This window comes from Bradyrhizobium sp. UFLA01-814 (genome assembly GCF_046718885.1).
Taxonomy (GTDB): Bacteria; Pseudomonadota; Alphaproteobacteria; order Rhizobiales; family Xanthobacteraceae; genus Bradyrhizobium; species Bradyrhizobium elkanii.
This window is the reverse complement of sequence record NZ_JAQOSR010000036.1, coordinates 29,616-51,129: the sequence shown is the minus strand read 5'-3', so window position 1 is coordinate 51,129 and position 21,514 is coordinate 29,616. Positions and strand designations below refer to the sequence as shown.

General features: G+C 65.7%; 16 protein-coding genes and 1 pseudogene. 10 read left to right on the top strand and 7 right to left on the bottom strand.

The genetic code is table 11. The annotated features are described in order from the left end of the window. Positions 1-185: 185 nt before the first annotated feature. On the bottom strand, positions 186-473 hold the full coding sequence (locus tag PMN64_RS13700; RefSeq protein WP_028345379.1) for a hypothetical protein: 288 nt from the start codon (positions 471-473) through the stop codon (positions 186-188). A 122-nt stretch (positions 474-595) separates the two neighbouring features. On the opposite strand from PMN64_RS13700, the gene PMN64_RS13695 reads away from it, so the two are divergent. The 3 genes from PMN64_RS13695 (at position 596) to PMN64_RS13685 (ending at position 6,645) form a co-directional block, all read left to right on the top strand. Next, a complete protein-coding gene (locus PMN64_RS13695) occupies positions 596-2,002 on the top strand; it encodes a CoA transferase (RefSeq protein ID WP_411781060.1) in 1,407 nt (468 codons plus the stop codon). Positions 2,003-2,153: 151 nt separating this feature from the next. Continuing rightward, a complete protein-coding gene (locus tag PMN64_RS13690) occupies positions 2,154-3,401 on the top strand; it encodes an efflux RND transporter periplasmic adaptor subunit (RefSeq protein WP_028345377.1) in 1,248 nt (415 codons plus the stop codon). Between the two features lie 115 nt (positions 3,402-3,516). After that, complete coding sequence (locus tag PMN64_RS13685; protein ID WP_411781059.1) at positions 3,517-6,645, top strand: efflux RND transporter permease subunit; 3,129 nt, start codon at positions 3,517-3,519, stop codon at positions 6,643-6,645. 11 nt (positions 6,646-6,656) lie between these two features. Here the strand turns inward: PMN64_RS13685 and PMN64_RS13680 are convergent, their stop codons facing one another. Together PMN64_RS13680 and PMN64_RS13675 are read right to left on the bottom strand one after the other, a co-directional pair. After that, entirely contained in the window at positions 6,657-7,625 is a 969-nt protein-coding gene (locus PMN64_RS13680; protein WP_411781058.1) for an amidohydrolase family protein, read from the bottom strand. Between the two features lie 138 nt (positions 7,626-7,763). After that, positions 7,764-9,182: a TolC family outer membrane protein gene (locus tag PMN64_RS13675; protein WP_411781057.1), complete on the bottom strand. Its 1,419-nt coding sequence runs from the start codon at positions 9,180-9,182 to the stop codon at positions 7,764-7,766. Positions 9,183-9,425: 243 nt separating this feature from the next. Here PMN64_RS13675 and PMN64_RS13670 point away from each other — a divergent pair. Continuing rightward, positions 9,426-11,296: pseudogene (locus PMN64_RS13670) on the top strand (acetyl-CoA hydrolase/transferase C-terminal domain-containing protein). 75 nt (positions 11,297-11,371) lie between these two features. Here the strand turns inward: PMN64_RS13670 and PMN64_RS13665 are convergent. Beyond that, complete coding sequence (locus tag PMN64_RS13665; protein WP_016843234.1) at positions 11,372-12,151, bottom strand: enoyl-CoA hydratase; 780 nt, start codon at positions 12,149-12,151, stop codon at positions 11,372-11,374. Between the two features lie 124 nt (positions 12,152-12,275). Continuing rightward, a complete protein-coding gene (locus tag PMN64_RS13660) occupies positions 12,276-12,944 on the bottom strand; it encodes a hypothetical protein (RefSeq protein WP_411781056.1) in 669 nt (222 codons plus the stop codon). Between the two features lie 326 nt (positions 12,945-13,270). Between PMN64_RS13660 and PMN64_RS13655 the strand changes: the two genes are divergently transcribed. Both PMN64_RS13655 and PMN64_RS13650 read left to right on the top strand, forming a co-directional pair. Beyond that, a complete protein-coding gene (locus PMN64_RS13655) occupies positions 13,271-13,816 on the top strand; it encodes a sigma-70 family RNA polymerase sigma factor (protein ID WP_411781055.1) in 546 nt (181 codons plus the stop codon). A gap of 2 nt (positions 13,817-13,818) precedes the next feature. Then, a complete protein-coding gene (locus tag PMN64_RS13650) occupies positions 13,819-14,457 on the top strand; it encodes an NrsF family protein (protein WP_411781054.1) in 639 nt (212 codons plus the stop codon). Between the two features lie 226 nt (positions 14,458-14,683). Here the strand turns inward: PMN64_RS13650 and PMN64_RS13645 are convergent, their stop codons facing one another. Next, complete coding sequence (locus PMN64_RS13645) at positions 14,684-15,790, bottom strand: DUF2336 domain-containing protein (RefSeq protein ID WP_411781053.1); 1,107 nt, start codon at positions 15,788-15,790, stop codon at positions 14,684-14,686. Positions 15,791-15,849: 59 nt separating this feature from the next. Next, the gene (locus PMN64_RS13640) at positions 15,850-16,998 is read right to left on the bottom strand and encodes a GGDEF domain-containing protein (protein WP_411781052.1); all 1,149 of its coding nucleotides are present in this window, start codon (positions 16,996-16,998) and stop codon (positions 15,850-15,852) included. Between the two features lie 418 nt (positions 16,999-17,416). Between PMN64_RS13640 and PMN64_RS13635 the strand changes: the two genes are divergently transcribed. The 4 genes from PMN64_RS13635 to PMN64_RS13620 all read left to right on the top strand — a co-directional run bounded on the left by PMN64_RS13635 (position 17,417) and on the right by PMN64_RS13620 (position 21,481). Further along, positions 17,417-17,986, top strand: coding sequence for a sigma-70 family RNA polymerase sigma factor (locus PMN64_RS13635; RefSeq protein ID WP_016843228.1), 570 nt, complete (start codon positions 17,417-17,419; stop codon positions 17,984-17,986). Beyond that, positions 17,983-18,711, top strand: a complete 729-nt coding sequence (locus tag PMN64_RS13630; RefSeq protein WP_411781051.1) for a hypothetical protein — start codon at positions 17,983-17,985, stop codon at positions 18,709-18,711. The genes PMN64_RS13635 and PMN64_RS13630 overlap by 4 nt, the downstream gene beginning before the upstream one ends. A gap of 37 nt (positions 18,712-18,748) precedes the next feature. Further along, a complete protein-coding gene (locus PMN64_RS13625) occupies positions 18,749-20,434 on the top strand; it encodes a S8 family serine peptidase (protein WP_411781050.1) in 1,686 nt (561 codons plus the stop codon). A 552-nt stretch (positions 20,435-20,986) separates the two neighbouring features. Then, entirely contained in the window at positions 20,987-21,481 is a 495-nt protein-coding gene (locus tag PMN64_RS13620; protein ID WP_028345365.1) for a TIGR03809 family protein, read from the top strand. Positions 21,482-21,514 lie beyond the last annotated feature (33 nt).

Here is a 21,514-nt window from a genome sequence, read left to right as displayed (position 1 = left end):
AGCAAGCAGGATGGTGGATGCGGCGCGAACGCGCCATTGTCCATCCGCTCAGTTCATCGACTTATGTCGCGAGAATGCGAGCGTGCAGCCTACACGCGAATGCTGACACGCAGCTTACAACTGGCCGCTGTCGGACGGGTCTCACCGTCGCATCGACGACGGATGACTTCCTCAGCCGCTGCATGCTACTCCACCGCGGCGCCGACCGGCGGTCCGCCGGGCGGGCGGTGCAGGAAGGTGATCGATGCGTAGGCGCCGACCCAGGAGCCGAGGGCGGCGAAGGCGACGTAGAGCCAGTTTTCGGTGTAGCTGATCACCGCATAGGAGGAGAGCACATACCAGACGCTGCTCCAGGTCGCCGCCGGCACGCGCTTGCGTGCCACGACCGCCGAGGTGAACATGACATAGACCGCGTCGGTCGCTGCGGTCGCGAGGAAGACACCGCCGGCGGTGAGGGGATCGATGGCAGCCATTGCAACTCCTGTGTGGGTCGGGCAGAGCTAGATATAAGCAGGGCTGGAAATGACGGTTGGGATCGGGCACCGCCTTTTTGTCATCATGCTCGGGCATAGAATAATCGCAAACGGGTATGCGCATGCAGGACATTCGTGAAATCCTTTCCGATGTCTGGACCGGCGCTGGCGGCGCGCCGGCCGCGCTCGATGCGGTCGCATTGACCGGCAGCGAGCCGCAGCTGCCGTCGTCGTTTCGGGTCGCAGCCGCGGCGCAGGCGCCGATCGCAGCAGCCGGCCTCGCGGCGGCCGAGATCTGGAAGGCCCGCAGCGGCGAGCAGCAGGAGGTCGCGGTCGACATCCGCCATGCCGTCGTCGAATGCCGCAGCGAGCGCTATTTGCGCGTCGACGACAAGCCGCCGCCGCCGGCCTGGGACAAGATCGCCGGCGTCTATCGTGTCAAAGACAACCGCTTCGTCCGCCTGCACACCAATTTCCCCCATCATCGCGATGCCGTCTGCAAGGTGCTGGGCTGCAACGCCGAATGTGACGAGGTTCAGGCCGCGCTGCTGCAATGGGACGGCGAGGCGTTCGAGACCGCGGCCTACGCCGCCGGCGGCGTCGTCGCCTTGATGCGCTCGCACGACGAGTGGTCGGCGACGCCGCATGCCAAAGAACTGGCAAAGCTGCCGCTGATCTCGATCGAGAAGATCGGCGAGGCCGCGCCGAAGCCGTGGCCCGCCGGCAGTCGGCCGCTGGCCGGCATCCGTGTGCTCGATCTGTCGCGCGTGATCGCCGGTCCCGTCGCCGGCCGCACGCTTGCGGCGCATGGTGCCGACGTGCTGCTGATCTCCGGTCCCGATCTGCCGGCGATCCCCTGGCTCACCATCGACACCGGCCGCGGCAAGCTCACGAGCTTCCTCGAACTGCGGAGCGAGGAGGGGCGGGGCGTGATGCAGGGTCTTGTGGCGCAGGCCGATATTCTCTCGCAGGGCTATCGTCCGCAGGCGATTGCGCGGCTCGGCTTCTCGCCGGAGGAAGCGGCGCGGATCAATCCCGGGATCGTCTATGTGACGCTGTCGGCCTACGGCCATGCCGGACCATGGGCCGGGCGCCGCGGCTTCGACTCGCTGGTGCAGACCACGACCGGCTTCAATCATGCCGAAGGACAGGCGGCCGGCACGGATGGGCCGAAGGAATTGCCGGCCCAGATGCTCGACCACGCGACCGGATATTTCATGGCGTTCGGTGCCATGATGGCGAAGGCCCGCCAGGCCCGCGAGGGCGGCAGCTGGCACGTCCGGGTATCGCTGGCGCAGACCGGGCGCTGGCTGTGGAATCTCGGCCGCCTCGAGGGAGGCCTTGCGACCGAGGACCTGAAGGCGGATGCGGTGCAGCCCTTCATCGAACGGCTGCCGTCCGGTTTCGGCATGCTGAGCTCGGTCCGCCATGCGGCGGTGCTGTCGCGGACCCCGGCCCATTGGTCCCGTCCGGCCATGCCGCTCGGCAGCCACCCTCCGGAGTTTCCTCCCCCGGAGTTTCCCGGATGAGACATTCAGCTGCCGTTCAGGCTATGCAAACTTTAACGACTGGCATCGCCGAAGGGCGATTTTTAGGTTGTTTGAAACGCCAATTCAGCACTATTAGCGCACCGCTGGGGCTGTCCCGCCGGACGCTGCAACGATCGACCCCGCGGACCGCATGGTGAAAGAGTTTACCAAGAGAATGCAGAGCTTTAGCCGCCCGCGCCTGGTCGTGGCCGCGGTGCTGCTGGCGGTTGCCTGCGCGGGTGCCTATGGCTACACGCGTTTCGGCACGGAAAAGCAGACATCTTCGGAAGTCTCGAGCCAGTCCCGCAAGGGCGGCGCGCGCTACGCCCCGTCGGCGGCCGAGTGGGCCAGCCTGACCTTCCAGACCGTGAGCGAGCGCACCTTCCGCTCCGAGCTGGTGACCGAGGGCAAGATCGGCATCGATGAGGACCGCTCCACCCCGGTCTATTCGCCCTACACCGGGCGCGTCACCCGCCTCATGGTGCGGCCGGGCGATGCCGTGGTGAAGGGCCAGCCGCTGTTCGTGATCGAGGCGGCCGACACCGTGCAGGCGCAGAACGATTACGTCGCGGCGATGACCGGCCTCAACAAGGCGCAGTCGGCGCTCGACCTGGCCCAGATCCAGGAGAAGCGCGCCAAGGATCTGTCCGAGGGCAAGGCAATCCCGCTGAAGGATTATCAGCAGGCGCAGGCGGCGCTCGTGCAGGCGCAGAACGATGCGCGTTCGGCGCAGACGCTTCTGGAAGCGGCGCAGAACAAGCTGCGCATCCTCGGCTTCAGCGACGACGACATCACGACGCTGCGGCAGAAGGGCCGCCTCAATCCGGAGACGACGGTGTTCGCGCCGATCGGCGGCACCGTGGTCCAGCGCAAGGCCGGTCCGGGCCAGTATGTCTCGACCGGCGCCAGTGACCCGGTCTACGTGATCGGCGATCTGTCGACGGTCTGGCTGATCGCCTTTGTCCGCGAATCCGACGCCGACAGCGTCGCGGTCGGGCAGGACCTCACCTTTAGCGTGATGGCGCTGCCGGGCAAGGTGCTGAACGCCCGGGTCAACTATGTCGCCGCAGCGATCGACGCGACCTCGCGCCGTCTCCTGGTCCGCGCCACCATCGACAACGCCGACAAGCGGCTGAAGCCCGAGATGTTCGCCAATGTGACGCTGTATTCGAAGGGCGATCATCCGGCGGTCGGCGTGCCGAAGCAGGCGCTGATCTACGAGGGTGACCAGGTTCGGGTCTGGGTCGCGAGGCCCGACGACAAGACCATCGAACTGCGCCAGATCAAGCCCGGCCTCATCAATGGCGACCTCGTCGAGGTCGCCGGCAACCTCAAGCCGGGCGAGCAGATCGTGACGAAGGGAAGCCTCTTCATCGACCGCGCCGCATCAGGCACCTAAGCGCATGATCCGGAAACGTGGGAACCGGTTTTCCCTCGCGACAAACGCGCAACGCGTTTGCGCGGAGATCACGCTCAATAAGAAAAGTCCCTTCCAGTTGAAAGCGCCGATCTGAATGGATCGCCTCGTCGCCCTTGCCGTCAATCGCCGCTACTTGATGGTGGCCATGTTCGTGGCCGTCTTCATCGGCGGCCTGCTCGCGTTCAAGCAGCTCAACATCGAGGCCTATCCCGATCCAACCCCGCCGATGGTCGACATCGTGACGCAGAGCCCGGGCCTCTCGGCCGAGGAGATCGAGCGCTACATCACGATCCCGATCGAGACCCAGGTCGCCGGCATCAAGAACCTCAAGACCATCCGTACCATCTCGCTGTACGGCCTCTCCGACGTCAAGCTGCAGTTCTCCTTCGACTACACCTATGACGAGGCGCTGCAGCAGGTGCTCAACCGCCTGTCGCAGCTCGCGCCGCTGCCGGGCAACGTGCTGCCCGGCATCTCTCCGCTGAGCCCGATCGGCGAAATCTTCCGCTACCGCCTGAAGGGACCGCCGAACTACAGCGTGCTCGACCTCAAGACGCTGCAGGACTGGGTGCTGCAGCGCCGCTTCCGTGCGGTGCCCGGCGTGATCGACGTCACCGGCTGGGGCGGCAAGACCAAGACCTATGAGATCCAGGTCGACTTCAACAAGCTGGTCGCCAACGGCCTGACGCTGCCGCAGGTGTTGCAGGCGGTTTCCAACGCCAACATCAATGTCGGCGGCAACACCGTGAACATCGGCTCGCAATCGGCCGTGGTGCGCGGCGTCGGCCTGATCCGCTCGATCGACGACCTCGCCAACACCATGGTCTCGCAGTCCGGCGGCAATCCGGTGCTGGTGCGCGACATCGCCCATGTCACGATCGGCGAGAAGCCGCGGCTCGGCATCGCCGGCCTCGACAATGACGACGACATCGTGCAGGGCATCGTGCTGATGCGCCGCGGCGAGCAGAGCTCGCCGACGATCTCCCGCGTCGAGCAGCTGGTCCACGACATCAACCATTCCTCGATCCTGCCGCCCGGCGTGAAGATCGAGCGCATCTACGACCGCAAGGACCTGATCGAGCTCACCACCCACACCGTGCTGCACAACATGGTGGTCGGCATCCTCCTGATCGTGCTGTTGCAGTGGATCTTCCTCGGCGACCTCCGCAGCGCGCTGATCGTCGGTGCGACGATTCCGTTCGCGCTGTTCTTCGCCGTGATCATCCTGGTGCTGCGGGGCGAATCCGCCAATCTGCTGTCGGTCGGCGCGATCGATTTCGGCCTGATCGTCGATGCCACCGTGATCATGGTGGAGGCGATCTTCCGCCGGCTGTCGCAGACCACCGCGCTGTCGGAAGACGAGCGAAGCCACATCTCCGAGGACACGGTGATGGGGATGAAGAGCCACGCCATCCTGTCGGCGGGGGCCGATGTGTCGCGTTCGATCTTCTTTGCCGCGGCGATCATCATCGCGGCGTTCCTGCCGCTGTTCACGCTATCCGGTGTCGAGGGCAACATCTTCGGCCCGATGGCGCGCACCTATGCCTATGCGCTTGCCGGCGGCCTGCTTGCGACCTTCACGGTGACGCCGGCGCTGAGCGCGATCATCCTGCCGGCACACATCCACGAGACCGAGACCTGGATCGTCAAGAAGCTCGACGGGATCTACGTGCCGGTGCTGAACTGGGCGATCGCCAACCGCAGGATGGTGATGACCGGTGCGGCCGGTCTCGTGGTCATGACCATCATCTTCGCGCGCTTCCTCGGCCTCGAATTCCTGCCCAAGCTCGAGGAGGGCAATCTGTGGATCCGCGCCACGCTGCCGCCGACGATCTCGCTGCAGGAAGGCAATGCCTATGTCAACGAGATGCGCAAGCTGATCCGCAGCCGTCCCGAGGTGCTGTCGGTGGTGTCGCAGCATGGCCGTCCCGACGACGGCACCGACGCGGCCGGCCTGTTCAACGCCGAGTTCTTCGCGCCGCTGAAGCCGGCCAGCGAATGGCCCACCACCCACGACAAGGAAGTGCTTACCGCGCAATTGCTGGCGCAGTTGCAGGAGAGATTCCCGGGCGTCGAATTCAATTTCTCGCAATATCTGCAGGACAACGTATCGGAAGCGGTGTCCGGCGTGAAGGGCGAGAACTCGATCAAGCTCTACGGCAATGATCTGCAGGCGCTGACCGACACCGCCAACAAGATCAAGTCGGTGTTGTCGACCGTGCAGGGCGTCACCGACCTTGCGGTGTTCACCTCGCTCGGCCAGCCGACCATCCAGATCGACGTCGATCGCGCCCGTGCCGCGCGCTATGGCCTGTCGCCGGGCGACATCAACGCCACGATCCGGGTTGCGGTCGGCGGCGACAGCGCCGGCGACCTTTATGAGCCCGGCAGCGACCGGCACTTCCCGATCATCGTCCGCCTTGCGCCGGAATACCGCAAGAGCGCGGAGGCGATCCAGAACTTGCGGATCGGGGTGGCCAACGCCAATGGCGGCATCACGCAGATCCCGCTCTCTGAAGTAGCCTCGATCAACCTGATCTCCGGCGCGGCCTATATCTACCGCGAACAGCAGGAACGTTACCTGCCGATCAAGTTCTCGGTGCGCGAGCGCGACCTCGGCAGCGCGATCCGGGAGGCGCAGCAGAAGATCGACGAGCAGGTGCAGCTGCCGCCGGGATCGCGTGTCGAGTGGGTCGGCGAATTCGGCAATCTGCAGGATGCGATCAGGCGGCTGTCGATCGTGGTGCCGATCAGCCTCGCGCTGATCGCGGTGCTGCTGTTCTTCAATTTCGGCTCGATGGTCGACACCATGCTCGCGATGAGCGTGATCCCGATGGCGATCTTCGGCGGCGTGCTCGGGCTTCTGATCTCGGGGATTCCGTTCAGCGTCTCGGCGGCGATCGGCTTTATCGCGCTGTTCGGCATCGCCGTGATGGACGGCATCATCATCCTGTCGCAGTTCAACCAGCTGATCGACGAAGGCTACGACCGGATGCGCGCGGTGATCCGCACCGGCGAGCTGCAGTTGCGTCCGGTGCTGATGACCTGCGTGGTGGCGGGCGTCGGCCTGTTGCCGGCGGCGATTTCGGAAGGCATCGGCTCGCAGGTGCAGAAGCCGCTCGCCATCGTCGTCGTCACCGGCATGATGCTGGCGCCGCTGGTGATCCTGATCACGCTGCCGGTGCTGATCTTCTATTTCTCGCGCCGGCCGCGTGAGCGCTAGCTCAGAAGGAATCAGGTGAAGCCGTAGAGCCGTGCCGGGTTGTCGACCAGGATCGCCTTGCGGATCGCGGCATCCGGCGCCCAGACCGGAAGCTGGTTGAGGAGGCGACCGTCGTCGATCTGATACAGCGGCGTCACGTCGGTGACCTTCCTGCCTTGCGGCGTCACCGAATCCGGGTGCGGCCAGTCGGTGCCCCAGACGATGCGCTCGGCATTGGCCGCGATCAGCGCCTGCGCCAGCGGCGTGGCGTCGGCATAATCGGGCGCGAGCTTGGAGGCGCGGTAGGCGCCGGAAATCTTGACATAGGCCTTGCCGGACTTGACCAGTGCGAGCAGGTCGGCAAATCCCGGCTGGCCTGTGCCGAGTGCGGCTTCGGCGCCGCCGAAATGGTCGAACACGACCGGCACCGGCGCTGTGGCGACGAGGTCCTTGATCGCGGAGATCATGGCGAGACTGGTGAACAGCTGCACATGCCAGCCGCGCGCCTTCATCCGCTCGATCGCGGCCGAGAAGCGCTGCCGGCCGACATTGGGATCGTTGACGCCGCCGGTCGCGAGGTTGAGGCGGATGCCGCGGAAGCCGGCCTTGTTCATGGCATCGAGATCGCTCTCGCTGGTCTTGTCGTCGATCACGGCGACGCCGCGCGCGGTCGGCCCGCGGGCCGTGATGCCGAACAGGGTCGACGAATTGTCGGGGCCGTAGACGCTCGGCGTCACGATCACCACGCGCTCGACATGGAGCGCCTTGTGCAGCGCGCTCATCTCCTCCGGCGAGGCCGGTTCCGGCGTGTAGACGCGGCCGGCGAAGAACGGGAATTTCTCGGGGTCGCCATGGATGTGGGTGTGGCAGTCGCACGCCCCGGCAGGCACGTCGAAATTCACCGCGGTCGATGGTTGCGCTGCCTTGGAAAATGCGTTGCTGCTGGTCATGGTCACTCCGGCTGCGATGGAAGCCAGCATCATATCGCGTCGCGTCAGCATTGGACGTCTCCCTGCGTGCTCGGCTGTTATGCGCGTCATACGCGCGCCGGCATTATGGGTTGCCGGCGGGGGCGGAGGTTATCGGCGGAGAGAGCGGGCGGGAAGGGCCAGTTCGCGGTGCGAACGGTTCCGCAATGCCTATTGTCCCGACGGCGTGCGCAGGCCGTGCCAGGCGTCGCGCACCTGATGGTAATGCACCTCGGGCAGATAGTCCGGCGTCTTCAGGTTCAGCGTCTTGACGTCGAGCCGTCCGGTCGCGCTGAGCAGCGTGTAGGAGGCGATCACGCGGTCGCGCTGCGCACCGATCAGCCGTGCCCGCGCGGTGATCAGATCCTGCTGTGCGTTGAGCACGTCGACCGTGGTGCGCTGGCCGCCCGCGGCTTCCTTCTGCACGCCGGCGAGCGCAACTTCCGCGGCCTTCATCTCGGACTCCGAGGCCGACACCGCGATCTTGGCGCCTTCATTGGCAACCCACGCGCTGACTACGGCGGTCTTGGCCTGATTGCGAACCTTATCCAGCACCAGCCGGCTCTGCGCCGCGACTTCCTTGGCCTGCCGGGTCTGCGATGCGGCGGTGCCGCCGTCATAGATCGGCTGGGTGACCTGGCCGATCACCGAGGCTTGATCGGTGCCGAAGCTGCCGAGCGTGGTGTCGGTGTCGCGGCTGCGGCTGACGCTGCCCTGCACCGAGACATTCGGCATCAGGCTGCTTTCGGCGACGCGGATCGAGGTCGAGGCGACGTCGACGTCGAAGCCTGCCGCGGTGACGGCGGGATGCTCGCGGAGCGAGAGCGCGATAGCATCCTCGCGGCTGCGTGGCAGCAGCCGGTCGATGGTCTCGGCCGGACGCAACTGGGATGGCGCAGTGCCGACCACCTGCGCATAGGTGGCCTGGCTGACCGCGAAATTGACCTCGGCGGCGTTGAGGTCGGCGAGGCCGCGGTTGAGCCGTGCCTCGGCCTGGGCGGTATCGGTCGGCGTCACGTCGCCGGCATTGAGGCGTCGTTCGGTGATTGCCCGGGTCTCCTTCAGGAAGGCGACGTTGGCGCGCTGCGCCTCGACCAGGGTCTGGTTGGCCAGCACATTGGTGTAGACGGTGACGGCATCCAGCAGCACGCCCTGGCCGACATTGCGCAGCGCCTCGCGGCCGGATTGCACCTGCAACTCGGCGGCGCGGACGCTGTTGGCGGTCTTGAAGCCGTTGAACAGGGTCTGCGTCACCGTGACGCCGATCTGCCACGGCTTCAGCGTTGCGGTCTGGATCACATTGCCGGGCAGCTGGTCGCGCACCGCCTGCAGGCCGACCGACAGGCCGGCGATGATCTGGGGACGGTAGCCGGCCAGCGCCTGCGGCACGTTCTCGTCGGTCGCCCGCTGGCGAGCCCGCTCGGCATTGAGTTGCGGATTGGTCTGATATGCCTTGACCAGGGCTTCCGGCAGGCTCTCGGCGCGGGCCGCTGTCTCCGTCAGCAGCGCGCATGCCAGCACGCCAAGGCCGATGCCCGACAAAAGCACGCGCCTCGCAACATCGCCGACCCTCGCGGCACGCTCAACCATGTGATCCCGCAAACCAAAAACCCCGGCAGTGCGCCCCCGCCGACGCCGCCGACACATCTACCTGTTTACGGGGCGGTGCCGCCACAGACAAACCGCCGCGCGACATCTGCACATCATTTCAGTTCTTGTCTGTTGCCGGTTCGTCACAGGCGCACGTATCGGTCATATGAAGTATAAGTTTGAACCGCTGGCCGTCGATTCAACGACGCCGGTTATCCACTGTCTCCTCCGGGTCCATTGCTGATGCCCATATTGTTCTCCGACCCCGAGGCGATCGCGGAGCACATCATTCGTGACGTCGGAACCGAACTGGTGGTCGGGCTGCCGCTCGGCCTCGGCAAGGCCAACCACATCGTCAACGCGCTGTATGCGCGAGCAGTGGCCGACCGCTCCATCAACCTGACGCTGTTCTCCGCGCTGACGCTGGAAAAGCCGAAGCCGAAGAGCCTGCTCGAACGGCGCTTCATCGGACCGGTGATCGATCGCCTGTTCGGCGGCTATCCGGATCTCGTCTACGCGGACGCGCTGCATCACGGCGCACTTCCGCCCAACGTCAAGGTGATCGAGTTCTTCTTCCTCGCGGGGCAGTGGCTGCACCAGCCATTCGCACAACAGCACTACATTTCCGCCAACTACACCCACGCGGCGTCATATTTGTTGTCGCGCGGACTGATGTCGTGCCTCAGCTCGTTGCCAAGCGCGTGGTCGACGGTGCGCCGCGCTACAGCCTGAGCTGCAACACCGACACCACGCTCGACGTGCTGCGCGCCCGTGCGCAGGGGCGGGCGTCGTTCAAGCTAATCGGCCAGGTCAATTCCGAGCTGCCGTTCATGCCCGGCGCCGGCGACCTGCCGGCGGACGAATTCGCCGCGGTGCTCGACAGTCCCGAGACCGATTTCCCGCTGTTCGCGCCGCCGTCCGAGCCGATCAGCGACACCAAATATGCGATCGGCTTGCACGCCGCCGGTCTGGTGCGCGACGGCGGCACGCTGCAGATCGGCATCGGGCAGGTCGGCGACGCGCTGGCGCAGGGGCTCGTGGTCCGCCATCGCGACAACGCCGAATTCCACGGCATCATGCAGCGCCTTGCGCCCGGTACCGGGCAACTCGCCGCGGCCGAGACCGGGTCGTTCGAAAAGGGTCTCTACGGCGTCAGCGAGATGCTGTTCGAGGCGTTCCTCGGGCTGATCGACGCCGGCATCCTCAAGCGCGACGTTGGCGGCGTGATCCTGCACGGCGCATTCTTCCTGGGCCCGCCATCATTCTACCGGGCGCTGCGCGAGATGGCACCGGAGCAGTTGGCGCGAATCCAGATGATGCCGGTTTCCTTCACCAACGAGATCTTCGGCGACGAAGACGGCAAGCGTCGCGCCCGGGTCGATGCGCGCTTCGTCAACAATGCGATGATGGCGACGCTGCTCGGCGCTGCGATCTCGGACGGTCTCGAGAACGGCCAGGTCGTGAGCGGGGTCGGCGGCCAGTATAATTTTGTGGCGCAGGCATTCGCGCTCGAGGGCGCACGTTCGGTGCTGGCGCTGGAGGCGACCCGTCAGTCCGGCAGGAAGGCGCAGTCGAACATCCGCTGGTCCTATGGACATGAGACCATCCCGCGGCATCTGCGCGATGTCTTTGTCACGGAATATGGCGTCGCCGACGTCAGGGGGAAATCCGATGCCGACGTGATCGCCGCGATGCTGAAGGTGTCGGACTCCCGCTTCCAGGGCGAATTGATGCGGCAGGCCAAGGACGCCGGCAAGCTGCCGCGCAGCCACGAGATTCCCGCGGCGTATCGCGAAAATTATCCCGAGCGCATCGGTGCTGCGCTGAAGCCCGCGCGCGACGCCGGGCTGCTGCCGTCATTCCCGTTCGGCAGCGACTTCACCGATGTCGAGCAGCGCCTGATTCCGGCCTTGCAGATCTTGCAGCAGGCGCAGCACACGCCGCTGCAACTCGCCGGCCTGCTGTGGCAGGGCATGCGGCATCCGCCCGAGGCCGCCGACCGCGAATGCCTGGCGCGGCTCGGTCTCGACAAGCCGACGCATTTCGCCGAGCGCGCCTATCGCGCGCTCGTCACCGCGGCCTTGCAACGGAGCCGAAGGGCTAAAGCGCGATGAGATCATCGCGCTTTAGCCTGTTGTCTGCGCATGATCTTGTCCGGAAAACCGCTTCGCACTTTTCCGGATCATGCTTTAGCGGTTCTTGTTGACCGGCTTGCGCTTCTCGATGAACGCCGCCATGCCCTCGGAGCGATCCTCGAGCGCGAAGGTCGAGTGGAACAGGTTGCGCTCGACATTCATGCCTTCCGCGAGCGGCGTTTCGAACGCGCGGTTGACGGCTTCCTTGGCCATCGCGACCGCCGGGCGCGACATCGAGGCGATCTTCTCGGCCGCCGCGAGCGCCTCCTCGAGCAGCTTGTCGGCCGGCACGATCCGCGACACGAGGCCCGAGCGTTCCGCTTCCGCCGCATCCATCATCCGCCCGGTCAGGCAGAGATCCATCGCCTTCGACTTGCCGATCGCGCGGGTCAGGCGCTGTGTGCCGCCGATGCCGGGAATGGTGCCGAGGGTGATTTCCGGCTGGCCGAACTTGGCGGTGTCGGCGGCGATGATGATGTCGCACATCATCGCGAGCTCGCAGCCGCCGCCGAGCGCATAGCCCGCGACCGCGGCAATGGTCGGCTTGCGGCAACGGGCGACGCGGTCGCCGCCGATCGCGGTGAAGTCGCTGTTGAACATGTCGATGAAGCCCTTCGGCTGCATCTCCTTGATGTCGGCGCCGGCCGCGAAGGCCTTCTCGCTGCCGGTGATCAGGATACAGCCGATCTTGTCGTCGGCCTCGAGATCGTCGACCGCCGCGGCGATCTCGCGGAACACGCCGAACGAGAGCGCATTCAGCATTTTCGGCCGATTCAGCGTGATGACGCCGACCGGTCCCTTGCTTTCGACGATGATGAATTCGAACGTAGCCATGGACGCAAACCCCGTGCCTGATTTGCCGGGCAATGTGCCCGCTGACGGGATGCGCTTCAAGTGGCTGAAGCGAGGCTTTGGACTGCGGTGCGGCGCCCCCCGCGCCGCACCGCAGGTGCCTCCGCTAGGCCATGAACATGCGCGCGGCGGAGGCCACCGTGAGCAGGGCGCCGAAGCCGATGAAGATCTTCCCGATCAGCGAGGTCTGGTCCCAGCTCGCGCTGTCGCTGCTCGCCAGAACCGGGGCCGGCTTGGGTGCCGCCACGGCGACCGGCTGTTGCGCAGGCGGTGTCTCCTGCTGGACGGTCTGCGGCTGGGCCGGCTGCGGCTGTTCCGCCGGCTGCTCCTGCTGCAGGGCGCGGTCGACGTCGTTGAGCTGGTCGGATGCGACCACATTACCGTCGGACTGGTCCGCGGGCTTGTCGGCCGCGGCAATCAACGCATTGGCTTTCACCGGCGTCGCCGCCGCATTGTCGTCGCCGGAGGTCAGCTCCGCATTGGCGTTTGCGACCGTGGCGGGAATGCCTGCCGAGGTGACGCTGCCGGCGTCGCTGCTGGTGGCCTTCTTGCTCTCGGATTTATCGGCCGTTTTGGAGGACTGGCGGCGCGCATGGCGCCGGCTATGCCGGGGGCTCTGTTGCGCGGACTTGTCGGCCGTTGCGCTGTCGGATTTCGATGCTGATGTGTCCGAACCGGCCGCATGTGCCGGCAGCGGACCGGCGAGACCCATGAAAAGCCCTGTCAGTCCTGTCGCAACCATCAATGCCAAGCGCCCGCCGGCTTTGATCTTCATTTTGATGATCTCCCCATGTCGCCCGCCCAAGGGCGAAAAGAGACCCCGCTGCGTGTCCACACCGGGGCAGAAAAAGGGAATCTTCGGGCATCCGGGGGCAAAAGCTGGGCAATTTCGTCCTAGTGGTCGATCGGGCGGGCAGCAGTACCGATGCTTGTCGAACCGATCGGTGTTATGAGCCGTGACGTCTGGAAACCCGCCGGTGCGATTCTTGAGGCCGATCCTCGGCGCGGTCTTGCCGGAGGATGGAGATCACGAATTCGTGATCGTCTGGTGTGCCGCGTAACGAACTGAAAGATCGGCCGAATTGCAATTCAGGAGCCTGCGTGCGCGAACGTGAGGATGAATGGACCGGCCTGATGCGGTCGGCCATTTCAGGCGATGACGCGGCGTATCATCGCCTGCTCAAGGCCATCACGCCGGTACTCCGTGCCGCGGCGCGCCGCGGCCTGGCGCGCGCGGGACAGCCGGTCGATCAATCCGAGGACATCGTGCAGGACATCTTGTTGGCGGTGCATTTGAAGCGACAGACCTGGGATACAAGCGCGGCGTTCGCGCCGTGGCTGTTCGCGATCGCACGCAACAAGCTGATCGACGCGCTGCGCCGCCGCGGCAAGCGGATCTTCGTCAACATCGATGATTTTGTCGAGACGCTGCCCGGGGAAACACCGGAACCGACGGCCTCGCCGGGCGAGGTAAGCGCCCAGCTGCAGGCGTTGCCCGCGCGGCAGCGCGAGGTGCTGCAATCGATCGCGGTCGACAGCGCCTCGATCAAGGACACCGCGGCGAAATTCTCGATGAGCGAGGGCGCGGTGCGGGTCGCGCTGCATCGCGGGCTTGCGAGCCTCACCGCGAAATTACGGGATCGATGAGCATGGACACCGATCAACTCATTCGGACCCTGGCCGCCGACAATGCCTATCGCGCGCGTCCGATCGGTCTTGCGCTGATGCTGGCACTGCTGGCGGCGGCGCCGGTCTCGCTCCTGATTTTCTTCGCCGAACTCGGCGTGCGGCCCGACGTGATGACCGCCATGCACAATCCGTTCTTCGACCTGAAGTTCGCGGTGACGCTGGCGCTCGCCGCTTCGGCGATCGCGGTCAGTCTGCATCTGACGCGGCCGGAGGCTTCGCTGCGCGGCTTCGGCTGGTGGCTGCTGATTCCCGCCGGCATCCTCGTCGCCGCGATCAGTGGCGAGATGATGATGCCGCAGCGTACGCCGATGATGACGCGGCTGATCGGCAAGAATTCGATGGCCTGCATGACCGCGATCCCCGCGATGTCGCTGCCGCTGCTGGTCGGCGCGCTGTACGGGCTGCGGCAGGGCGCGCCGGCGCGACCGGCGGTCGCCGGCGCGATAGCCGGCCTGCTCTCGGCAGGGCTCGCGGCGACCGTCTACGCGTCGCACTGCACCGATGACTCGCCGCTGTTCGTCGCCACCTGGTACACGCTGGCGACCGCGATCGTCGCGAGCGTCGGCGCGCTGATGGGAACGAGGGCGCTACGATATTGAGCAATCGTAGTCTGGGCGGAGCGAAATCCGGCTGAGCCCTAACCTCCCCTTGAAAAGGGGAGGTCGCTTTGCTCGTCAGAGCAAAGCGGGTGGGGATCAGCTCTCGTCAAGAGCAGCGTCGCCTGCGGCTGGACCCCCATCCCGACCTTCCCCCTTTCAGGGGGAAGGGGAAGAGAACGTCGTAGCCCGGATTGCGCTGTGCTTCATCCGGGCTACGGCAGAGATACTAGGCCGCGGGCGCGGACTGCTGCATGCGATGGAAGCGCAGCACCTGCTGCGCGGTCGACGGCCGCAGCCGTTCATAGGTGTCCTTGCAGGCCTGCAGATCGGTCGGCTCGCCGCCCGAGATGTCGTCGCGCAGGTTGATGATCGCCCGCACCGTCGACCATGACAGGCCCGAGACCTTGGCGAGGATCATGACGCCCTCGGCGCGGGTTTCGATCATCATGTTCTCGGCGACGCTGACCGAGACGTTGGCGAGCGCGGCGAGCGAGGCATTGGTCTCGTCGAACTTGCCGGCCTCGGCGAAGGCTGCGAGCTGGAATTCGTCGAGCCGGCCGTCCTGGTAGAGCGACTTGACCAGGGCATGCGCGATCGCGGTGTCCGGCGTCACGGCGGCCGGCGCCGAGCGCGCGCGTCGCGTCGCTTCCTTCACCGCGATCGGAATCTCCTTGGCCTGCTGCGGATTGGCGGCCTCGAGCCGCTGCCTGACCGCGTCCGAGGCCTTGGCAACCAGCTTGAGATAGAGATGCCGCGGGATGTTCGGGCGCAGGCCGACGCAGGTCGACAGATTGTCGTCGCCCTCGGCGCGGCTGACCAGGCGGGTGAACCCGCGCTCGGTGAACTCCGCGCCGGGATTGTTGACCGCGCTCTGGATCACCTCGTCATTGCCGCGCAGCACCAGCACGTCGGTGACGGCACCGCTCAGCGTCTTGCGGTTCGAGATCGCGAGCAGATGCGCCTGGCTCTTGCTGCGCGCCGTTTCGATCAGGGTGTCGTCGTCGAGCCGCGGCGACAGCGTCAGCACGGGGCCCGCGACCTCGATCAGGTCGTCGAAGGCAAGGGTGCGGATGGTCTGCGGCGGCGCGGTGTCGATCGGGGCGAGGCGGTTGGCGAGCAGCGCCTTGGCCGAGTTTTCGATGTGCTCGAGCAGGCATTGGAAAACGTCGTCGAACAGCACGATCTGCTCGTCGGAATAGTTCACCGAGCCGTTGATGAAGAGGTCGGTCACGCGGCGCAGCGTCTCGACGCGGCGTGCGACGGTGCCGTGCGCGAGCGTCGTCTGCAGCTCGTCGAGCAGACTTTCGGGGGCGGTCTCGGGCTTCAAACTCATGACTCTGTCCTGGAGCAGTGGCGACGGCTTCTCCGGCGCCGAAGAGGGAATGAAGGGTCTCAGGCGCTGGCGATGCGGTTGCGTCCCCTGGCCTTGGCTGCGTAAAGCGCGCCGTCGGCGCGGGCGAGTAACGTGTCGGAGTTTTCGCGCGGCTTGAGCGTCGTGACGCCTGCGGAGATCGTCACCCGCATGCCGGGCGAGAATGCGCTCCAGTCGAGATCGGCGATGATCGCGCGCAGCCGCTCGAGCGCGCGGATCGCCTGATCCTGCGACAGGTCGGGCAGCACCAGCAGGAATTCCTCGCCGCCGTAACGGCCGAAGCGATCGACGCTGCGGAGGTTGGCGAACATGCCGATGGCGAAGGTGCGCAGCGCCTCGTCGCCGATCGGATGGCCGTAGACGTCGTTGATGCGCTTGAAATGGTCGAGGTCGATCAGCGCAACCGCGCAGGAGCTGCCGTTGCGGGCGCAGCGGGCGATCTCCTCGTCGAGCGTGCGCATGATGCTGCGGCGATTGGAGGCGCCGGTCAGTTCATCGAGCTCCGCGAGCTCCTCGATGCGCCGGTAGGCCTCCTTCAGCTTCAGTCCGCTCTGATACAGCGATTGCTGCATCGAGCTGGAGAAGATGCCGAGGCACATGCAGCGCCCGATCGTCAGCGCGAACACCAGCATGGTGGCGAGGCGATCGATCCGGGTCGCGGTCGGCATCCCGATCGCCTTGTCGGTGCCGAGGAACAGCGCGGCGAGGCCCAGCACCATGACGGTCCAGACGATCGCGGTCTGCCGCGCCGAGGTGCGCAGCGCGCCGAAGCCGAACACCACGAACAGATTGCAGAGGAACAGCACGCCGACTTCCGGCGCGATGTAGGTGAACACCAGCAGGTTCACCATGTTGATCGCCGATTGCGGCGCGACCAGATAATGGTCGCGGAAGCGTTCGTGAAAGCCGCGCTCGGAAAGCATCACATAGACAACGACCAAACAGAGGCCGGTCAGCGCGTAGGCCGCCGCCACCCAAACGGACGTGGTGCCGGCATGCGCGTAGATCAGCAGCACGACGGCGTCGAGCACGAAGCAGGCTGCGATCATCGACTGGATCTGGCGGCGCTGCCTGGCCCGGCGCGCCAGGCGCTCGGCCGTGAGCCTGGGACGGCCGCTTTCCGATGCGCCCGCAATCGGGCCGGGAAGTGACGACGCAGCGCTGCCCATGGTCCCGCCATTGGTGAAATTCGGCGAAAATCTACGTGGGAAAGCCTTTAGGTTTGGTATCTTTTGGAACCGAATCTACCCCGGTGTGATCCGGTCATCGCCCTTGTTTCGTAAGGGGAATCCGTTTGCCGAAGCGGGTCGGGAGCGGTGTGCCGGGAGCCTGCGCCGTGGTGGACTTGGTGAGGGTGCTGGCTTGCCGATAAAGCCTTGGTATGGTCGCGCCCGATGGTGCCCTGCCCGCGAGAGTTCTCACTACTATGATACCGTTTATCGAGTCTCGGCCGATTTTTCCTCATTTGAATCGCCGACTGTGGCATAGATCACACATGCAGTGCGGACATTGCCGTAATGTGAAGAATCTTGGCTCTCGCGTCGAACCACGCACCGCCCCCTTCAGACCAACTTTGCGAGACGGCCATTGAGCGCGACACAGGCGGCTTCAGACGACGTTCTGATCGCTCGGATCGCTCAAGGCGACCGGCTTGCCATGCAGGTGCTGTACGGGCGGCACCATGTCAGGGTGTACCGCTTCGGGCTTCGGCTCGTGCGGGACGAACAGGTGGCGGAAGATCTCATCAGCGAGGTCTTTCTGGACGTGTGGCGTCAGGCGGGCAAGTTTGAGGGACGATCCGCCGTTTCGACCTGGCTTCTGGCGATTACCCGGTTCAAGGCGTTGTCTTCGCTGCGGCGAAGGAAGGACGCCGAATTGGACGATGAGGCCGCGAACGCGATCGAGGACACGTCCGACGATCCGGAAACGGTAGTGCAGAAGAAGGACACCGGTGACACGCTGCGTAGGTGCCTGACGGGACTATCGGCGGAACATCGGGAAATTGTCGATCTTGTCTACTATCACGAGAAATCCGTGGAAGATGTCGCTGAGATCGTGGGGATTCCGGAGAATACCGTGAAGACGCGCCTGTTCTATGCGCGCAAGAAACTTGCCGAGTTGCTGAAGGCAGCCGGTGTCGAGCGAGGTTGGCCATGATGGCTGCGAGAAAAAAGGTGCAAGAGCCTGACGATATCGAGATGCTGCTGCCCTGGCACGCGGCTGGCACGCTGAACGCGCGTGACACGCGCCGCGTCGAGGACGCGCTCGCGAGCGATCCGGAGCTCGCCCGGCAATATGCCGTCATCCGCGAGGAATATGCCGAGACCATCGGCCTCAACGAGAGCCTCGGTGCGCCCTCGGCGCGCGCCATGCATAAGCTGTTCGCCGCGATCGATGCCGAGCCAGAGCACAAGCCGTCGATGGGGGCACGCATGTCGGCCTCCGTCTCGGAGTTCTTTTCGAAATTATCGCCGCGGACGCTGGCCTGGTCGTCCGGCCTCGGCGCGGTCGTGGTGTTGTTGCAGGCGGGCGTGATCGGCGCGGTGCTGATGCGCAGCCAACCGGCCTTGTTCGAGACCGCCTCGCTTGATGCCGTCGAACAACGCAGCGCGCCGAGCGCCGTTGCACCCAATGCGCCGATCACCCGCGACCTCGGTGCCAGCGTGGCGGCGACGCCGACCCGGCTGTTGGTGCGCTTCACGCCCGATGCCAGGATCGCCGACATCACGTCGCTGCTCGACAATTACCAGGCCTCGATCCTCGACGGGAAGGGCGGGATGTTCCGGTTGCAGTTCCGCGCAATGGACAAGAGCAGCGTCGCCGCGCTGATTGCGCGTTTGCAGAAGGAGAAGATCGTCAGCCTCGCGGTCGAAACGCCGTAATCGGCGGCTGACGGTTCTGCGCCGAGTTGAGGTCACCATGGCCGCCAACGGCCGGACCAGATCGACGAACCACGTGATCGCCGCGGCCGCAGCATTGTTGCTGGTTTGTGTTGCCGGCTCCGCCTCCGCCCAGAATTTCATGCGATCGCCGATCGGTGGCGCGCCACAGGTCTCGCTTGGGCAGCGGGCCAATCCCGGTATGGGCCGTGTTGGTGGCAATCCCGTCGGCGGGTTCGGCGGCACGGTTGGCCGCATGCCGCCGTCGGTGGACCGCGGCCCGGCCACGTCGTGGACCGACGATGGGCCACGATCGCGCGTGTCGCCGCCCCCTGTGCGCCCCGCGCCGCGTTTCTCCGCCAATTGCGATGACAGCGATCGCGGCCAATGCTCCGACCGCACGGCCGCCAGCAACGGCAGCGGCAAGGGCGCAGCGCGGAAGGGCAGGGCCGGCGGTGGCGGCCGTTTGCGTACGCAGGATGCGCCCGGCACGCGAACCGTGCCGAATGAGCTCGTGGCCGAAATCGACGGCGCCTTGACGGAGGCGGAGGCCGATGCGCTCGCGCGCCGCCATGGGTTGAGGCGGATCGCCTCGCAGAATGTCGCGCTGCTGGGTGCGACGATCGGCCTGTTCCGCATCTTGGGCAATCGTTCGGCCGAAACGGCGAGCCGCGAGGTCGCAGGCGATGCCGGCGTCCGCTCCGTGCAGCCGAACTACCGTTACGCGCTGCAGGACCAGAAGGCGTCGGGCGGCAGCGATCCGGCGCAATATGCCCAGACACAGCTCCATCTGCCCGCGGCCCACAAACTGGCGCGTGGAATGAATGTCACCATTGCCGTCATCGACTCCGGTGTCGATGCCTCCCATCCGGAGCTGGCGAACACGGTCGCGGATACGTTCGATGCGCTCGGCAGCAAGGATGGCCCGCAAGCCCACGGCACCGCCATTGCCGGCGCGATTGCGGCGCGCGTCAGGCTGACGGGGAGCGCGCCGGAAGTGCGGATCCTGGCGATCCGCGCCTTCGGTGCGGTCGCGGGCGGCGCCGGGAGCACCTCCTATGTGATCCTCAGGAGTCTCGACCACGCGGTGGCGCATGGCGCGCAGATCGTGAATATGAGCTTTGCCGGACCGCAGGATGCACTTGTCGGACGCGCCGTGGCCGCCGCCGCGGCGAGGGACGTCGTGCTGGTCGCCGCGGCCGGCAATGCCGGCGCGACATCGCCGCCGCTGTACCCGGCCGCCAATCCCGCTGTGATCGCGGTGAGTGGTACCGATGCCGGCGACCGGCTGATGGCGGCCTCAAACCGCGGCAGCCATATCGCGTTGGCGGCCCCGGGCGCCGACCTCCTCGTGCCGGTGCTTGACGGCAAGTACCAGCTGATGTCGGGCACCTCGTTTTCGGCCGCGTTCGTCAGCGGCATCGCGGCCTTGGTGCTGGAACGCAATCCGGCATTGAAGCCCGCCGAGGTGCGACGGATCCTGACCAGCACGGCGCGTGATCTCGGGACGCCTGGACGTGACGATCTGTTCGGCGCCGGCGAGGCGGATGCGCTTGCCGCGGTGATGGCGGCGACCAGTGCTCCCGTCGCTTCCGCCGCGGACAAACCGTCGCAGCCTGCAAAGCAGGCCGACGGCAATAACACTTCCGTGAGCCGCACGTCGAATGAACCTGCGCCGTCGATCGCATCGGAGGATTCCGTAGCAAATCGCCGTGCTGCGCAGTGATTTTCGACGCTGAACGCCGGCAACGGTGCGATGGAACCGCGGTGCGAGAAGGTTAAAAAAATCGCCGGCGATTTGAACGTCCGCGTTCCTCTCACGACTTATGTGTGTGGGAGCGGTTTATCCCTCCCCGGCTATATCAGGCGCGAGCGCCCATCCACCCCAAGCGCCCATATGGCTTTGACCCGTCCGGTTGTCCCCCCGGACGGGTCTTTCATTTTGGGGGCACCCTTGCATGACGGGCTTGATCGTGCGCCGCGCCGGCGTCGGCCGATTGCGGCGGGATGGGCATACGCGCGACGGCTGCGACGGTTTGCTGTGGATCATTCCGCTGTGCGTTGCTCGGGAGCGGTGCGCATCGTCACCATGGCAGTCGATGACTTGACGGCAGTTCGAGCGAGAAACTCCGTAGTCGAGCGGACTTCTTCGATCGCCGGTTTGCGATTAAGAATTTAGTTAGACTTTATTTACCTTTTCCACAGAATATCGGCGTCACGTCCAGTTGATTCGGTTCGGTTGCGTCTGCGTCCGTTTCTTTTCCTGCGGGCAACTTGAATGACACATCGGACCGACGTGGCCAGAGGCCAGGAGATCGTTGCACGCTGGTGCAACCTCGCCGAGCAAAGGCTGGAGCACCTTACCGAACTGTTCGATACCGGGCGCTGGCGGCGCTATCACAGCGAGCAGGCCTTTCTCGAGAACATCAGGGAAGCCCGCGCCGCGGTCGACATTTGGCGCGAATTGCTGTCGCGCGAAGCCTCGCTCGACAATTCGCCGATCGATCTGTCCTGGCTCGGCCGCGGCAGGTCGAAACTGCCGCCGCGCGATATCTCGCCAGTGCCGGAGCGGCGGTCGGAGGCCGCGACACTGGCGGAGGCCGCCATGACCGCGGTCGCGGCCGCGCTGGAGACGGCAACGGAAGTGCTGGAGCAGCCGCTCACCGTGGCCGACGCGCCGCCGCTGGAGATGCCCCCTCCGGCGGTGCGGCCGCCGGTGCTCGATCTCGACACCATCCAGCGGCGCTATCCGCTGCTGCGCAACGCGCTGTAGGCGACCGCTCTCGCTTATTTTTTGAGCATGATC

Excerpts from the sequence above, each read along its gene's own strand:
- PMN64_RS13680 (WP_411781058.1), bottom strand. The coding sequence starts at position 7,625 with ATGCTGACGCGACGCGATATGATGCTGGCTTCCATCGCAGCCGGAGTG.
- PMN64_RS13685 (WP_411781059.1), top strand. The coding sequence starts at position 3,517 with ATGGATCGCCTCGTCGCCCTTGCCGTCAATCGCCGCTACTTGATGGTG.
- PMN64_RS13695 (WP_411781060.1), top strand. The coding sequence starts at position 596 with ATGCAGGACATTCGTGAAATCCTTTCCGATGTCTGGACCGGCGCTGGC.
- PMN64_RS13675 (WP_411781057.1), bottom strand. The coding sequence starts at position 9,182 with ATGGTTGAGCGTGCCGCGAGGGTCGGCGATGTTGCGAGGCGCGTGCTT.
- PMN64_RS13700 (WP_028345379.1), bottom strand. The coding sequence starts at position 473 with ATGGCTGCCATCGATCCCCTCACCGCCGGCGGTGTCTTCCTCGCGACC.
- PMN64_RS13665 (WP_016843234.1), bottom strand. The coding sequence starts at position 12,151 with ATGGCTACGTTCGAATTCATCATCGTCGAAAGCAAGGGACCGGTCGGC.
- PMN64_RS13690 (WP_028345377.1), top strand. The coding sequence starts at position 2,154 with ATGGTGAAAGAGTTTACCAAGAGAATGCAGAGCTTTAGCCGCCCGCGC.
- PMN64_RS13640 (WP_411781052.1), bottom strand. The coding sequence starts at position 16,998 with ATGGGCAGCGCTGCGTCGTCACTTCCCGGCCCGATTGCGGGCGCATCG.
- PMN64_RS13620 (WP_028345365.1), top strand. The coding sequence starts at position 20,987 with ATGACACATCGGACCGACGTGGCCAGAGGCCAGGAGATCGTTGCACGC.
- PMN64_RS13630 (WP_411781051.1), top strand. The coding sequence starts at position 17,983 with ATGATGGCTGCGAGAAAAAAGGTGCAAGAGCCTGACGATATCGAGATG.
- PMN64_RS13625 (WP_411781050.1), top strand. The coding sequence starts at position 18,749 with ATGGCCGCCAACGGCCGGACCAGATCGACGAACCACGTGATCGCCGCG.
- PMN64_RS13645 (WP_411781053.1), bottom strand. The coding sequence starts at position 15,790 with ATGAGTTTGAAGCCCGAGACCGCCCCCGAAAGTCTGCTCGACGAGCTG.
- PMN64_RS13660 (WP_411781056.1), bottom strand. The coding sequence starts at position 12,944 with ATGAAGATCAAAGCCGGCGGGCGCTTGGCATTGATGGTTGCGACAGGA.
- PMN64_RS13650 (WP_411781054.1), top strand. The coding sequence starts at position 13,819 with ATGGACACCGATCAACTCATTCGGACCCTGGCCGCCGACAATGCCTAT.